This window comes from Nocardia sp. NBC_01730 (assembly GCF_035920445.1).
GTDB lineage: Bacteria > Actinomycetota > Actinomycetes > Mycobacteriales > Mycobacteriaceae > Nocardia.
Genome location: NZ_CP109162.1, coordinates 8,461,503 through 8,476,810, shown reverse-complemented (window position 1 = coordinate 8,476,810; position 15,308 = coordinate 8,461,503). Strand labels below are relative to the sequence as shown.

The window sequence follows — 15,308 nt, the reverse complement described above, 5'->3', positions numbered from 1 at the left end:
TAGTGGCCTGGCTGAGGAGTTTCAGAAGCGTCGCATCACGTAGAGCGCTGCGGCTACCGGCGCCGCCGGCTGGAAAGCGGCTCCGACCTCCGATGACTCTCCTGGCCACAACCACCCCCGGAAGCACGTGCGCCGCTGCCGCTAGTGTCGTTGCCATGGCTCAGCCCGACGCAGCGCCCAGCGACGCGACACCACTGGGTGTCTGGCCCGGCACCGCCTATCCCCTGGGTGCGACGTACGACGGCGCGGGTACCAACTTCTCCGTGTTCTCGGAGGTTGCCGACGCAGTCGAACTCTGCCTGATCGCCAGGGACGGCACCGAAAGTCGCGTCGAGCTCGACGAGGTCGACGGCTATGTCTGGCACGCCTATCTGCCCGCGGTCGGCCCCGGTCAGCGTTATGGCTTCCGAGTGCACGGGCCGTACGACCCCGAGCACGGATTGCGCTGCGACTCGAGCAAATTGCTGCTCGATCCCTACGGCAAGGCGTTCGACGGCAACTTCGACGATCACCCCTCGCTCTACACCTATGGGCTCGACTCGCTCGGGCACACCATGGCGGGCGTGGTGATCAACCCGTACTTCGACTGGGGCGCCGACCGATCGCCGAACCGGCCCTACCACGAGACGGTGATCTACGAGGCGCACGTCAAGGGCATGACGATGACTCATCCCGAGGTGCCCGAGGAACTGCGCGGCACCTACTCGGGCATCGCGCACCCGGCGGTCGTCGACCATCTGAAAGCGCTGGGCATCACCGCGATCGAGCTGATGCCGGTACACCAGTTCCTACACGACCGGGTCCTGCTCGATCAAGGCTTGCGGAACTACTGGGGCTACAACAGCTTCGGGTACCTGGCGCCGCACAACGAGTACGCCACGATGGACCGCGCCGGTTCAGCCGTGACCGAGTTCAAGGCGATGGTGCGGGCGCTGCACGCGGAGGGCATCGAGGTGATCCTCGACGTGGTCTACAACCACACCGCAGAGGGCGATCACCGGGGGCCGACACTCGGGTTCCGAGGTATCGACAACGCCGCCTATTATCGCCTGGTCGACGACGACCCCTCGCACTACATGGATTACACGGGCACCGGCAACAGCCTCAACGTGCGCCATCCACACACCCTGCAGCTGATCATGGACTCGCTGCGCTACTGGATCGTGGACATGCACGTCGACGGGTTCCGCTTCGACCTGGCCGCGACGCTGGCACGCGAACTGCACGACGTGGATCGACTGTCCACGTTCTTCGATCTGGTGCAACAGGATCCGGTGGTGAGCCAGGTGAAGCTCATCGCCGAGCCGTGGGACGTCGGCGAGGGCGGCTACCAGGTCGGGAACTTCCCCGGACTGTGGACGGAGTGGAACGGCAAATACCGCGACATCGTGCGCGACTACTGGCGCGGCGAACCGGCGACGTTGGGCGAGTTCGCCTCTCGGCTCACCGGCTCCTCCGACCTGTACGAGGCCACCGGACGCAGGCCGAGCGCCAGCATCAACTTCGTCACCGCGCACGACGGATTCACCCTGCGGGACCTGGTGTCCTACAACGAGAAACACAACGAGGACAACGGTGAGGACAACCGCGACGGTGAAAGCTGGAACCGGTCGTGGAACTGCGGCGTCGAAGGTCCCACCGACGACAAGGAGATCTGTGCCCTGCGCGCACGGCAGAGCCGCAACCTGATGGCGACGCTGGTGCTCAGCCAGGGTGTACCGATGCTCGCGCACGGGGACGAAATGGGCCGCACCCAGTACGGCAACAACAACGTCTATTGCCAGGACTCGCCGCTGGCGTGGATGGACTGGTCACTGCGGGAGACGAACGCGGACCTGCTCGCATTCACCCGCAGCGTGATCGCGCTGCGCACCGAGCACCCGGTCTTCCGGCGCCGCCGCTTCCTCGCGGGCGGACCGATCCGCCCGACGGACCATGCGCGCGACATCGCGTGGCTCACCCCGTCCGGCGAGGAGATGACCGCGGCCGACTGGGACAGCGGATTCGGCAAGTCGCTGGTAGTCTACCTGAATGGTGCGGGCATTCCCGAGCCGGGCCCGCGCGGCGAGCGGATCACCGACGACTCGTTCCTGCTCTGCTTCAACGCCCACGACGCGGCCATCGACTTCGCCTTACCCGGAATAGATTACGGTGCCGAGTGGTCGGTCGCGCTGGATTGCTCGACGCCCACCGGTCTGGCCGAGGCCACCTATCCGGCGGGCGCTACCGTCACCATCGAATCTCGCTGTCTCCTCGTCCTCCGCCACGCCGCATGACCGAAATGCCGATGCCCACACCCACTTCCACCGAGATACACGTGACCGCCCCTGCCTCCCTGCGCCGGAGGCCGACGCGTCAGACGACGATCCGCAGCACCTACCGGCTGCAACTGCGCCCCGACGCGCTGACCTTCGCCGACGCCCGTGCCATCGCGGAATACCTACAGCAACTGGGCATCTCACACCTGTATCTGTCGCCGCTGCTGACCGCGGCGCGCGGTTCCACGCACGGCTACGACGTCACCGACCCGACCACGGTGTCGGCGGCCCTCGGCGGACCGGCCGGGCTCAAGGCCCTCGCCGACGAGGTGCGCCGCCGCGGCATGGGGCTGATCGTCGACCTGGTGCCCAACCACGTCGGCGTCGCCGACCCGCGACAGAACCCCTGGTGGTGGGATGTGCTGCGGAACGGCCAAGAGTCCAGGTTCGCGCGGTACTTCGACATCGACTGGAGCCAGGGCAACGGTGCGGGCGGCAGGCTGGCGTTGCCGGTATTGCAGAGCGAGAACGACCCGGCCGCGTTGACCGTCGACCGCTCGGGCGCGGAACCCATGCTGGCACTGCATGAGCTGCGCTTTCCGATCGCGCCGGACACCGACGGCGACAACGCCCTTCGCATCCACGACAAGCAGCACTACCGCCTGGTGAGCTGGAAGGCAGGGTTGTGCACCTACCGCAGGTTCTTCGCGGTCAGCAGCCTGGCCGCGATCCGCCAGGAGGACCCCGAGGTCTTCGAGATCACCCACCGCGAACTCACCGCCTGGTGCGAGCACGACATGATCGACGGCGTGCGGGTCGACCACCCGGACGGACTGTCCGATCCCGCCGGGTACCTCACCCGGCTGCGCCGCCTCATCGGCCCGCACCGGCTGCTGCTGGTGGAGAAGATCCTCGCCAACCGCGAGCCACTGGACGCGACACTCCCGATCGACGGCACCACCGGCTACGAGGCGCTGGCCGACGTCAGCGGTGTGCTGATCGATCCGGAGGGCGAACAGGCGCTTACCGAGCTGTCGCGCCGGGTCGCCGGGCACGGCAGCGATCGCGCGTGGGTCGGCGAGACGGAGCATCGGATCAAGCGGGCGGTCGCCGAAAGCGTTCTGGCGCCGGAGATCCGGCGGCTGGTGGCCGCGATCAAGCAGGACGCCGACGCCGAGTGCTTCGACACCATGGCATTGACCAACGCCACCATCGAGGTGCTGGCGTTCATGCCGGTGTACCGGGCCGACTATGCGCCGCTGGCCGGCATGATCGGCGCGGTGATCGCCGAGGTGGAAAAGCGCAACAGCGAACTCACCGCACCGCTCGCGGTGCTGGCTGCGGCGCTGGCCTGCGCCGGCGCCGCCGCGGTGCGATTCAGCCAGGTGTGCGGTGCGGTCACCGCCAAGGCGGTCGAGGACACCATGTTCTACCAGGCCGCGCGGCTGGTCTCGCTCCAAGAGGTCGGCGGCAACCCGGCCAGGTTCGGCCACTCACTCAACGAATACCACCTGTCCAACAGCGAACGCGCACAGCGCTGGCCCGCGACCATGACGACGCTGTCGACACACGACACCAAGCGCGGCGAGGACGTGCGCGCCAGGATCGGCGTGCTCTCCCAGGCCGCGGAGACCTGGGCGCGTAGCGTCGACTCCTGGTTGGAGACCGCCCCGGCCCCGGACGGCGCGACCGCGCTGTTCCTGTTGCAGAACATGTTCGGCGTGTGGCCCGCGGACGGCCGACCGGCCGCATCGGTGCCCGGCCTGCGCGAACGCCTGCACGCATTCGCCGAGAAAGCGATCCGCGAGGCGAACACCAAGACCTCATGGGAGGAGCCGGACGCCGAGTTCGAGACCGCCGTGCACGGGTGGCTCGACACGGTGATCGACGGCCCGGTCGGATCCGAGCTCGGCGACCTGGTGCACGAACTGGCCCCGCATGCGTGGTCGGACGCGTTGTCGCAGAAGCTGTTACAGCTGTGCGGCCCCGGCATCCCGGACGTCTACCAGGGCTGCGAACTGTGGGAGGACTCCCTCGTCGACCCGGACAATCGCCGACCGGTGGACTTCGCCGCACGCGCGGGCATGCTCCAATCACTCACCGGCACACCGGCACTGGATACCACCGGCGCGGCGAAGATGTGGATCGTCGCCTACGCACTGTGGTTGCGTCGGGAGCGTCCCGATTGCTTCGTCGGCGGCACCTACCTGCCGCTGTTCGGCTCCGGCGAGCAGGCCGGCCGGGTGGTGTCCTATGCCCGTGGCCGCGCGGGCGAAGCACCGGAGGTGATCGTCGCGGCCACCCGCCACAGCGTTGGCCTGACCGAAAGCGGTTGGGGCGATACGTTTCTCGAACTGCCCACGGGTACCTGGACCGACCGGCTGACCGGTCACACGTTGCAGGGAAAGGCCCGGCTGGAGAAGCTCTTCACACGGCTGCCGGTCGCGCTACTGGTTCGCTAGAGCTTGGGCACGGTCGCTGCGGACACCGCGCCGACCTTCTCGAAAAGGCCCTCAGGGAACATGCCGCCGAGCTGCTCGCGCCACCGCCGCAGGTTCACGGGGTCGTAGTTCATCTCGTCCTGGGCGCTGGAGGCCAGCCGGACGCACTGGTCGACCGGCGTGGACATGCGGCGCCAGGAATCCCAGTGGAACCGGCGGCTGCGCGGGTTCCGCAGGGACCGCAGCACATTCAGGACGCGGTAGCCCATACCGAGGGACTCGTGCAACCGCATATGCTCTCCGCCCGCGGTATTGCAGCGCTTGGACAGCTTCGCCAGCCGTTTCCGGTCGAAGGCCAGGCCGACCGACTCCGCCTCTTCGACCATCCACTGCAACGTGATGTCGGATAGCCCGCACTCGACGTAGCCGCCACCGATATCGCTGTGTACGCCGGGGAACCACACCTGCTTGACCCGTTCGAACCCGCGACGGTACTTCACGTTCGGTTCGATCGGCACCTCCCACAGGCAGGGTTCGAAGTTGCGCCGCCGCTCGTCGATGGCCAGCGCCTGGCGCGCGCAGTGCACATCACGCGTGAGTTTCACGTCGTGGAACCGGTGCCGCAGCGAGGTGAGCCCGGGCACCCCCAGCGCGCCGACGGTGTCGAACACGCCGAGGAAGTCGATTTTGGCTCTCTTGCAGTGCTTCCGGCGGAACTCGTGCCATGCCGGCGGCTCGGGTGGATCCGGATTCTGCGGCGTCTTCGCCGGGGGCCGCTGCCGATACATCCGCAGCGCCTCCGGGTACTTGCCCGCGATCATCGCCTCCGGGGTCATGATCCCGATGCGACCGATCAGCGCGGCCAAGCTGCGGGCGGTGAACGCGCCGCGGCTGAAGCCGAAGATGTAGATCTCGTCGCCCTCTTCCCAATTCAGCGCCAGATGCCAATACGCGGACGAGAGGTTCGCCTCGAGGCCGAGTCCGAACGCGCCGCCCATCAGGCGGTCGGCGAGGAATCCGCGCGCGCCGGGGCCGGAGACGTACGTGACCCACTGCTGAACCGTCTTCCCCGCGGGCCCCGGTGCGTCCAACCTAATCGTCTGCGCGATCTTGATGATGTTCGATACCGTGCCGCTCGACTCGGCCTTCCACGTGCCGTCGCAACACACAACCAAGCGTTTCATGGCCCACATCCTCCCGCCGATCTCGCGTCGAGACCTACGTACTCGACTACTCGAATTCATCGCGGACCGGGCAGTCGAATGTCAAGGGAATAAGGGCATTTCAGCACGGCCGGGGCCAGGTGGGATTCCCGAACACCGCGCCGGAATCGCTCATCTCCGGCCACTCATCGGTGTTCTGCCGGACCTGTACCGGTTCGTGACCGGACTCGGCGCGTACGACATCCCGACAGCCGAGGTGACCATCGTGGCAGAGGCCGTGAGCCGGGCGCGGCGGAGTTCCTGACCTGTGGAAAGGCTGCCGGGTAGACGTGCCCCTTGGGTGCGCGGTGGCAGGTCGGCGCGGTGGGCTTGTGCGCACGAGCTGGGCACGACCGCCGGTGACGGCTCCCGGGACCGCCCCGACGGCGCCGGACGCGCTGTGTGCCGCAGGCGCGCATCAAGCGGGCGATCACGGGCAGCGGCCGTACGGGGCGCACCGTACGGGTGGAGATCTAGCGGGTGCCGAAAACCCGAGCGGACTGTCGAGCTCGGCGACGGGCGGCCGGCAGACCGACGATCCAGCGCGCCGCGCCGACCGCGGCCGCGGCCAGCACCGCGATCTGCGGCGAACCGGTGACGAGCACCAGTATCAGGCCGATCACCAGCCCGGCAGCCAGCGCTTCGAGCTTGTACACGGGCCATGCGGTACCGGCGATCTCGATCGTCGCCGAGGGAGCCGCAGGATGCACAACCGCCATATACTCAGGGTAGTCGGAATCGGAAGTTCGGGCCAGCGAACTTTTATCGCCGGGAACACAGCCGTTCATTCCTGCGTTGCCGCAGACATGCCACTCACAGGTGAATACGAACCGAGTACATCCGACTGGGCCCGCGAGCAAGCCGAGAAGTACGAGAATTCCGGCGGCACCGAGGGCGCGACACTGCAGGGCAAACCCATCATCCTGCTGACCACCAAGGGCGCGAAGACCGGCAAACTCCGCAAGACCCCGCTGATGCGGGTGGAGCACGACGGGGAGTACGCCGTGGTCGCCTCGCTGGGCGGCGCGCCGAAGCACCCCGTCTGGTACCACAACATCAAGGCCGAACCGCACGTCGAACTGCGCGACGGCACCCTGCACAAGGACTACACCGCGCGCGAGGTCTTCGGCGACGAGAAGGCGCAGTGGTGGCAGCGAGCGGTCGAGGTGTGGCCGGATTACGCGAACTATCAGACCAAGACCGACCGGCAGATCCCGGTTTTCGTCCTGACACCCAGGTAACCAGGGTTTCTATGCCACCCGCCGCAGCACGCCGACGCGGCGGGTGGCAGCATATTTCGGGTGTCCAATCCGCTTGATGTCCTCGACGCACTGTCCGGTTCTCGTCCCGCACTCAGCGCGGACGAGATCGATGCTGCCGCCAAGCGAATTGCCGACATCATCGACCCGACCCCGCTGCAGCACAGCGAACGGCTGTCCACGCTGACCGGGGCGAAGGTCTACCTCAAGCGTGAGGACCTGACCGCGGTCCGCTCCTACAAGCTGCGCGGCGCCTACAACCTGGTGATGCAGCTGTCCGAGGACGAGCGCGCGGCGGGCGTGGTCGCGGCCAGTGCGGGCAACCACGCGCAGGGCGTGGCGTTCGCGTGCCAGGCGATGGGGATCGCGGGCCGCATCTATGTGCCTGCCACGACACCGAAGCAGAAGCGCGACCGCATCCGGGTGCACGGCGGCGAGTTCGTGGAGCTGATCGCTGTCGGCGATACCTACGACGCCGCCGCGGCGGCAGCCGCCGACGACGTAGTCCGCACCGGCGCGACCATGGTGGCCCCGTTCGACGACACGCGCACCGCGGCCGGCCAGGGCACCATCGCCCCGGAGATCCTGGAGCAGCTCGGCACCTCCCCCGACCTGGTGATCATCCCCGTGGGCGGCGGCGGCTGCCTGGCCGGTGTCGGCACCTACCTGCGCGAGCGATCCCCGCGCACGGCCATCCTCGGCGTGGAGCCCGCGGGCGCGGCCTCGATGACCGCCGCGCTGGTGGCGGGCGGCCCGGTGACACTGCCGGAGATCGACCCGTTCGTGGATGGCGCGGCGGTGCGCCGGATCGGCGCTGTGCCATTCGCCGCGGTGTCGGGCTTCGGCGGGCAGGTGGTCTCGCACGCCTCGCTGCCTTTACTGACCACCACCGAATCTTCCAGTGGCGCAGGTTCTTTCGGGATGATGCAGGTCAACGAGGGCGCGATCTGCACGACCATGCTTGATCTGTACCAGAACGAGGGCATCATCGCCGAACCGGCGGGCGCGCTCGCGGTGACGGCACTCGCCGAGATCCCGGTGGAGCCGGGCTCGACGGTGGTGTGCCTGGTGTCCGGCGGCAACAACGACGTCTCCCGCTACGGCGAGATCATCGAGCGCTCGCTGGTGCACCGCGGCCTCAAGCACTACTTCCTGGTCGACTTCCCGCAGGAGCCGGGCGCGCTGCGCCGCTTCCTCGACGAGGTGCTCGGCCCCGACGACGACATCACGCTGTTCGAGTATGTCAAGCGCAACAACCGGGAGACGGGCGCGGCGCTGGTCGGCATCGAGCTCGGCGCGCCGGAAGGGCTCGGGCCACTGCTGGAACGGATGCGGGAGGCGCCGATCCAATGCGAGCGGCTGGACCCCGGATCGCCCGTCTACCGCTATCTGACCTGAGCCAACCGCGACGACCGCACCGACGATCCGCGCGAGCAGTAGCCGAGCCGCGACTGCGCACTGTGCCCTCGTTCACCCGCTGACCGCTGTGCCCATGGTTTGCTCGTTCACGCCGCCTTCGGCATCTCCTGCACCGCCACGCGGCGGGTCGCACGCAGGCAGTTCAGCATGAGCGGCAGCAGCCAGAAGGCCGCGGACTGGTCGTAGCTCAGCTGGCTTGCCGAAAGCCGGTTGTGCACGAAGCCGACCGACAGACCCAGGCGCGGTTCGGCCCAGCCGAACGAGCCCCCGAGGCCGATGTGCCCGAAACCGGCTCTGGCACCCGGCATCGGCATCGAGTGGTAGCCGAGGCGCCACAGCATCGGCACGTACAACAGCGCACGGTCGAGCTGGTAGCTCTCGATACGGCGCAGCGCCTTGACCGTGTGGCCACCGAGGTACCTGCGCTCGGCCACGAGACCGCCGTTGGCGAGCGCGCCGTACATCGTGGCCAGCGCGGGCGCGGTGCACACGCCGTTGCCCGCGCCGAGTTCGGTGTGCAGAATCGGCGGATCTGTGCCCTCCAGAATGGCTTCCAGACCGGGCAGGAACAGACAGCGGGTCGCGGCCCCCAGCGCACCCGGGATCCGATGACTGCGACCCAGAACCGCTGCGCCGAGCGGCTTTCCGAGCATGCTCAGCTGAGAGCCCGCCAGCGGCGCGTAGCTGATCGACGCGTCCGCCGGTGGCCTGCCGAGATGAATGCCATCGATACCGAGCGGCTCGGCGACCTCGGTGCGGAACAGGTCCGCCATGCTCATTCCGGTGATCGCGCGGGCCAGCCCGGCCATCAGCCAGCCGAAGGTGAGCGCGTGGTAGGCGGGAACACCGAGCAGGCGGTCGGGTTTCGCGGCGGCCAGTCGCTCCTCCATGAGCTGGTGGTCGAGCACGTCGGCCAGGCAGGTCGCGATCGGGGCCAGCGCGGACAGTCCCGCCCGGTGCGTCATCAGCTGGCGGACGGTGATCGCGTCCTTGCCGTTGGCGCCGAACTCCGGCCAGTACTCGGCGACCGGGGCCGAGTAGTCGAGCAGCCCGCGATCGGCGAGGCGGTGTATGACCGTGGCGGAGATGCCCTTGGTGGCGGAGAAGATGATCGTGCCGGTGTCCTCGGTCCACGGGGCGTCGCCCCGGGAGCCGATCCAGATGTCCACCAGCGGCTCCCCTTGCAGGTGCACCGCGACGGCAGCGCCCGCCCCCTTGCGGTTACCGAATGCCCGCGCGAAAGCTCGAACAAATGGTGCGAATTCGGCGGCCGCGCTGCCACCCATCCCCGGGGGCAGAACCGCCAGGTCCCCGGAAGCCTCGTTGCTCATCTATCCACGGTAATGGCGTGCATTACACACGGCAATAATTCTGTCTCGGACAGCTGCGGGCGCGTTCTCGGACGGGCGCCGAAACCACGCCGCATCTTCGCCTTCCACCGAGCTCACCGCGACCCGGGCAGCGCCGTCTCCAACAGTGCGAACGAGTGGCCGGGAACGGTTGTCGTGGAAGGACCTACCGTCGGAGGCTCCCAGGACAGCACCGGTATGCCCGCGATGGGCACGGCGATGTGGTCCTCGGCGAGGTTGCACAGCAGGGCCAGAGTGCCGCGGTGCACGACGATCCAGCGCGCCGCCTCGTCGTAGTCGACCGAGATGTGCGTCAGCCACGGGTCGCTCAACTCCGCCCGCTCCCGGCGCAGCGTCAGCAATGCGCGGTAGCAGGACAGTAACCGCGCGTGACGAGGTTCGTCGGGCTCGTCCCAGTCCAGCTTGGAGCGCAGGAAAGTCCGCGGGTCCTGGGGGTCGGGGACCTCGTCGGTGTCCCAGCCGTGTGCGGCGAACTCCTCTTTGCGCCCGGTGGCGGTGGCCGCGGCGACCACCGGATCGGTGTGCGAGGTGAAGAACAGGAACGGTGTGTGTGCGCCCCACTCCTCCCCCATGAACAGCATCGGCGTGAATGGCGCGCACAGCACCAGCGCGGCCTTGATCGCGAGCTGGCCCTCGGTCAGGTAGGTGCTCGGCCGGTCGCCGATCGCGCGGTTGCCGATTTGGTCGTGGTCGCAGGTGTAGGCCAGCAACGCGCTGCCCGGGATCAGGCGTTGGTCGACCGGACGGCCGTGTGTGCGCCCGCGGAAGCTGGAAAATGTTCCGGCATGGAAGAAGCCGTGAGTGAGCGTCTGGGCCAGACAGCGCAGCGAGCCGAAATCGGCGTAGTAGCCCTGGCGTTCGCCGGAGACAACGGTGTGCACGGCGTGGTGCAGGTCGTCGTTCCACTGCCCGGTCAGCCCGAAGCCGCCCGCGGCCCGCGGGGTGATCAGTTTCGGATCGTTGAGGTCGCTCTCCGCGATCAGCGTCAGCGGCCTGCGCACGTGGGCGGCGAGACGTTCGGTTTCGACGGCGAGCTCGGCGAGCAGGTGGGTGGCGGTGTGGTCGACCAGGGCGTGCACGGCGTCCAGACGCAGCGCGTCGATATGGAACTCGCGCAGCCAGCGCAGCGCGTTGTCGATGATGTGCCTGCGCACTTCGTCGGACTGGGGTCCGTCCAGGTTGACGCTCTGGCCCCAGGTGTTGCGACCGTCTGTGAGGTAGGGCGCGAAACGCAGCAGGTAGTTGCCCGACGGACCGAGATGGTTGTAGACGACGTCGAGGCAGACAGCCAGTCCGCGGGCATGGCAGGCGTTCACGAACCGCTGCAGCCCGTCGGGCCCGCCGTAGCTTTCCTGCACCGCGTACCAGAGCACGCCGTCGTAACCCCAGTTGTGTGTGCCGTCGAAGGCGTTCACCGGCATCACCTCGACCACCGTGACGCCGAGCCGGACCAGATGGTCGAGCCGCTCGATCGCGGCGTCGAACGTGCCTTCCGCCGTGAACGCACCGATGTGCAGCTCGTAGTAGATCGCACCGGCCAGTGGCCGCCCGGTCCACTCCGCGTCGGTCCATCCGGCCGGGTCGAGGGCGTGCAGCGCCGAACGGGCATGCACCCCGTCGGGCTGGCGCGGCGAGCGCGGATCGGGTAGCACGGTGGGATCGTCATCGAGCAGAAACCCGTACCGGGCTCCGGCCGCGGCGGGTAGGTCGGCGCGCCACCACCCGTCCGGCGACCGCGTCATCGAGTGGACGACTCCGTCCAGGTCCAACCGCACCAGCTCCGGCCCTGGCGCCCACACCTCGAACACAGTCACCGCGCCAGCATCCCATGCACGCCGATATCGCGACGGCTTTGGCCGAGGTGCGCCTGGTGCTCGTTCACGGAGGGACCCTGCACTTCGTCGAGCATGGGCTCGCGCGACGTGGCTGCGGTCAGCCGGTCGGCTGAGTGCGGCGGGAGCGGGCCAGAGCCAGTCCGCCGAGAACCATGCCGATCAGCCCCAACACCATGGCCGCCCAGGACGCGACTATCCCGTTGCCGGTGCCGGGACCACCGTCGGCGGTGGCCGCTAAGACCCCCCCTACGACCACGCCGATCAGCCCCGACACCATGGCCACAATGGCCATTCTTCCCCTGTTGCCGGTGCCGATACGACCGGTGGAGCGGGCCAGCGCCAGCCTGCCGATGACCACGCCGGCCAGCGCCACCAGCGCGGTCAGGGAGGGCCCGATTCGCCCGGAGGTCATGCCGGTGACAGCGGCGGCGGGCTGGACCGAGACCTGCGCGACTGCCGGTGCGGCAAGTGCGAAACCTGCGAGCATGGCGGCTGCTACAGCGGCAGGCAGATGACGGATGGACATGGGGTGCTCCTTCGTCGAACGACTGGACGTCGCTTCATCATCTCCGCTGGATCCGCCACCGATCATCCTGCGGGCGTAGACAATTCGCGCTGCCGCCGATGCTGTAGCCAACTACCGCAGATACCGTCGGAATCGCGAAGGTACCGCGTGTGCGGTAGGCGGCTGATCATCCGTGCGCAGGAGTTGTTCGCGCGAAAATCCGGCTAGGGTTCAGGCATGACCGAGCGCATGCCGGAACCGAGCATCAGCGAGATGCAGGCATGACCAGGGGGCGGATCGGAGACTGGGCCATCGCCGTCGGCGTGGCGGTGATTCTGCTGGTCACCGGACTGTCCAAGCAATACTCCCCCACGAATCTCGCCCCGCTGGGCTACGCGTTGTCGATAACCAGCGGTCTGGCGCTGGCCGCGCGCCGCTGGGCTCCGGTCACCACGCTGGCCGTGACCGGATTGTGCGCGCTGGGTTACCAAGCCGTCGGTTTCGACGTGCCTGCCGTCGCGTTCCTGTTCGCGGTGTACGCCGCCGTGCGGGCGGGACACCGCGTGATCACGGTGACGGCGTCGGTGACCATGTTGGCCGCCCTCCCGGTCGCGGCCTTGGCCTCCCTGCACGACACGGGCGAGGCGTTCGCGCAGGCCCGAAGCGCCCTCGAGCTGGCCTGGTTGATCGCGGCCGGTGCGGCGGGGGAAGCACTGCGGCAGGCCGAGCGGCGAGCGGACGAGGCCGAGCGCACCCGGGAGGAGACCGCGCGGCGCCGCGCCGACGAAGAGCGGCTGCACATCGCGCGGGAGCTGCACGATTCGCTCACCCACCAGATCTCGGTCATCAAGGTGCAGTCCGAGGCTGCCGTCCACGTGGCCCGCAAGCGGGGCGAAGAGGCGCCGGAGGCCCTGCTGGCGATCCGGGAGGCCGGTCGCGAGGCGGCCCGGGAACTGCGCGCGACCCTGGAGGCGCTGCGCGACGACGGCAGCACCCCGCCGCAAGGGCTCGCCCACGTCCCGGACCTGGTGGAACGGGCCCGGATAACCGGTCTGGACGCGACGCTGACGATCGAAGGACAATGCCAGGACGTGCCCGCCGCGGTAGACCGGACCATCTACCGAATCGTTCAGGAGTCGCTGACCAACATCGGCCGACACGCCACCGCCGCTACGGCGTCGGTCCGGATCCACTACCGTCCCGACGCCCTGGTCATACGGGTCGACGACGACGGCAAGGCCACCCAGGACACCGCCCCAGTGGCGGGCGTCGGGCTGCTCGGGATGCGCGAACGAGTCACCGCCCTCGGCGGCCGCCTGCGGGCGGCACCGCGCAGTGAGGGCGGCTTCTCTGTACAAGCCGAACTACCCGTGGACCGAACGTCATGATCCGTGTCCTGCTGGTCGACGACCAGCCGCTCATTCGCAGCGGATTCCGCGCGCTCCTCGACATCGAGGACGACATCGAGGTCGTGGCCGAGGCCGCCAACGGAAGCGAGGGCCTGGCGCTGGCCAGGGAACACCTGCCCGACATCGCGCTCATCGACATTCAGATGCCGGTCATCGACGGCATCGAGGCGACCCGGCGCATCGCCGCGGACCCAACCCTGGCCGGGGTGCACGTCGTCATCCTGACCAACTACGGCTTGGACGAATACGTGTTCCACGCGCTGCGCGCCGGCGCGGCCGGATTCCTCGTCAAAGACATCCAGCCGGAAGACTTCCTCCACTCCGTCCGCGTCGCCGCGCGCGGCGACGCCCTGCTCGCACCGTCGATCACCCGCCGGCTGATCAACCGGTACGTCACCCAAACGCTCAACACCGGCACCGGCACGGAGCTGAAAGAACTGACCAACCGCGAACGCGAGGCCGTAGCCCTGGTCGCGCATGGCCTGTCCAACGACCAGATCGCCGACCGCATGGTGATCAGCCCGCTGACCGCGAAAACCCACATCAACCGAGCCATGATCAAGCTACACGCCCGCGACCGCGCCCAACTCGTAGTTCTCGCTTACGAATCCGGCCTGGTAACCCCGCGCAACTCCTGACCTTCACAGTCCGGGTGCAGACCTACCTGCCGGAGCGCAAGCACACGCCTTGCACTACGTCCTGGGTCTCTCGATCTTCGCCCAGGGCACCTCGGAGCTGATGCTCGCGGGCCTGCTCACCGAGATGGCAGGCGACCTGGGCGTCTCCGTGCCGCAGGCCGGCCTGCTCATCTCGGGGTTCGCCCTCGGCATGCTGGTCGGCGCACCGGTGCTCGCGGTGGCGACGCTGCGCTGGTCGGTCGCGCTGCTGTCCGCGGCCGCCATGCTCGGCATACTGCTGAAGATTCCCGGCGGGCGACCGGCCGCAGATTCGCAGATCCGGAAAGAGTTGCGCACCATGGTGCGTCCGCAATTGTGGCTGTCCTATGGCACCACCGCACTCGCCATCGGTGCGCTGCTGGTGAGCTTCGCCTACCTCGGCGCATTGCTGTCGGACACCACGCGACTGGCCGACGACTGGATTCCCGTGGTGCTGGCGATCTACGGGCTCGGCGGATTCGTCGGCATCGTCGCGGGCGGCCGGACCGCCGACGCCCATCCACTCACCAGCCTGTACGTCGGCATGACCGGGGTGGTCGTCACCTCAGCTCTGCTGGCCATGACCGCCGAGTACGCGGTCCCGTCGTGTTGCTGTCATTCCTGTTGGGCGCTTTCGGTCTCGGCATCAACCCGACCCTGAACAGCCGAGTCTTCACCCTCGCGGGCGACGCGCCGCCCCTGGCCGGCGCCACCAACATTTCGTCGTTCAACGTCGGCATCACCGCGGGCCCCTGGCTCGGTGGCCTCGCCATCGGGGCGGGCATGGGCTATGCCTCGGTAGCCTGGATCGGCGCGGCTCTCGGTGTCGCCGCACTCGGCACCATCGCGTGGAGCCATGCCCTGCAAAGCAATCGGACCGCCGAGGATCCGTTCGCCGCGACCGACCTCACGGCGGCCGATGCGGGCCGCTAGTAACCACCAGCATCCCGCCGA

13 protein-coding genes and 1 pseudogene are annotated in these 15,308 nt (G+C 68.4%); 9 read left to right on the top strand and 5 right to left on the bottom strand.

The annotated features are described in order from the left end of the window. Nucleotides 1-155 precede the first annotated feature (155 nt). Together glgX and treY are read left to right on the top strand one after the other, a co-directional pair. Entirely contained in the window at nucleotides 156-2,276 is a 2,121-nt protein-coding gene (gene glgX / locus OHB12_RS35010) for a glycogen debranching protein GlgX (protein ID WP_327114621.1), read from the top strand. 11 nt (nucleotides 2,277-2,287) lie between these two features. Continuing rightward, nucleotides 2,288-4,720, top strand: a complete 2,433-nt coding sequence (gene treY, locus OHB12_RS35005) for a malto-oligosyltrehalose synthase (protein WP_327114619.1) — start codon at nucleotides 2,288-2,290, stop codon at nucleotides 4,718-4,720. Here the strand turns inward: treY and OHB12_RS35000 are convergent. Both OHB12_RS35000 and OHB12_RS34995 read right to left on the bottom strand, forming a co-directional pair. After that, on the bottom strand, nucleotides 4,717-5,883 hold the full coding sequence (locus OHB12_RS35000; protein WP_327114617.1) for a DUF2235 domain-containing protein: 1,167 nt from the start codon (nucleotides 5,881-5,883) through the stop codon (nucleotides 4,717-4,719). The genes treY and OHB12_RS35000 overlap by 4 nt on opposite strands. A 491-nt stretch (nucleotides 5,884-6,374) precedes the next feature. Beyond that, on the bottom strand, nucleotides 6,375-6,620 hold the full coding sequence (locus tag OHB12_RS34995) for a hypothetical protein (protein WP_327114615.1): 246 nt from the start codon (nucleotides 6,618-6,620) through the stop codon (nucleotides 6,375-6,377). Between the two features lie 87 nt (nucleotides 6,621-6,707). Between OHB12_RS34995 and OHB12_RS34990 the strand changes: the two genes are divergently transcribed. Both OHB12_RS34990 and ilvA read left to right on the top strand, forming a co-directional pair. Further along, on the top strand, nucleotides 6,708-7,142 hold the full coding sequence (locus OHB12_RS34990; RefSeq protein WP_327114613.1) for a nitroreductase family deazaflavin-dependent oxidoreductase: 435 nt from the start codon (nucleotides 6,708-6,710) through the stop codon (nucleotides 7,140-7,142). A gap of 60 nt (nucleotides 7,143-7,202) precedes the next feature. Then, a complete protein-coding gene (gene ilvA / locus OHB12_RS34985; RefSeq protein WP_327114611.1) occupies nucleotides 7,203-8,558 on the top strand; it encodes a threonine ammonia-lyase IlvA in 1,356 nt (451 codons plus the stop codon). Nucleotides 8,559-8,665: 107 nt separating this feature from the next. Here ilvA and OHB12_RS34980 read toward each other — a convergent pair whose 3' ends face one another. Together OHB12_RS34980 and treZ are read right to left on the bottom strand one after the other, a co-directional pair. Further along, nucleotides 8,666-9,910, bottom strand: a complete 1,245-nt coding sequence (locus OHB12_RS34980) for a serine hydrolase domain-containing protein (RefSeq protein ID WP_327114609.1) — start codon at nucleotides 9,908-9,910, stop codon at nucleotides 8,666-8,668. 113 nt (nucleotides 9,911-10,023) lie between these two features. Beyond that, on the bottom strand, nucleotides 10,024-11,763 hold the full coding sequence (gene treZ, locus OHB12_RS34975; RefSeq protein ID WP_327114607.1) for a malto-oligosyltrehalose trehalohydrolase: 1,740 nt from the start codon (nucleotides 11,761-11,763) through the stop codon (nucleotides 10,024-10,026). 23 nt (nucleotides 11,764-11,786) lie between these two features. Between treZ and OHB12_RS34970 the strand changes: the two are divergent. Beyond that, nucleotides 11,787-11,867 (top strand): annotated as a pseudogene (locus OHB12_RS34970) (SAM-dependent methyltransferase); the annotation flags it as partial. A gap of 14 nt (nucleotides 11,868-11,881) precedes the next feature. Here the strand turns inward: OHB12_RS34970 and OHB12_RS34965 are convergent. Continuing rightward, entirely contained in the window at nucleotides 11,882-12,310 is a 429-nt protein-coding gene (locus OHB12_RS34965) for a DUF6223 family protein (RefSeq protein ID WP_327114605.1), read from the bottom strand. A gap of 260 nt (nucleotides 12,311-12,570) precedes the next feature. Here OHB12_RS34965 and OHB12_RS34960 point away from each other — a divergent pair, with 260 nt between their 5' ends. The 4 genes from OHB12_RS34960 to OHB12_RS34945 are packed head-to-tail and all read left to right on the top strand — an operon-like array spanning nucleotide 12,571 to nucleotide 15,287. Then, nucleotides 12,571-13,677: a sensor histidine kinase gene (locus tag OHB12_RS34960; RefSeq protein ID WP_327114603.1), complete on the top strand. Its 1,107-nt coding sequence runs from the start codon at nucleotides 12,571-12,573 to the stop codon at nucleotides 13,675-13,677. Then, nucleotides 13,674-14,336: a response regulator transcription factor gene (locus tag OHB12_RS34955; RefSeq protein WP_327114601.1), complete on the top strand. Its 663-nt coding sequence runs from the start codon at nucleotides 13,674-13,676 to the stop codon at nucleotides 14,334-14,336. The genes OHB12_RS34960 and OHB12_RS34955 overlap by 4 nt, the downstream gene beginning before the upstream one ends. Before the next feature lie 49 nt (nucleotides 14,337-14,385). Next, nucleotides 14,386-15,015 (top strand): hypothetical protein, encoded by a 630-nt coding sequence (locus OHB12_RS34950; RefSeq protein WP_327114599.1) that lies wholly within the window; start codon nucleotides 14,386-14,388, stop codon nucleotides 15,013-15,015. Next, a complete protein-coding gene (locus OHB12_RS34945) occupies nucleotides 14,979-15,287 on the top strand; it encodes a hypothetical protein (RefSeq protein WP_327114597.1) in 309 nt (102 codons plus the stop codon). Before OHB12_RS34950 ends, OHB12_RS34945 begins: the two co-directional genes overlap by 37 nt. Nucleotides 15,288-15,308: the final 21 nt, after the last annotated feature.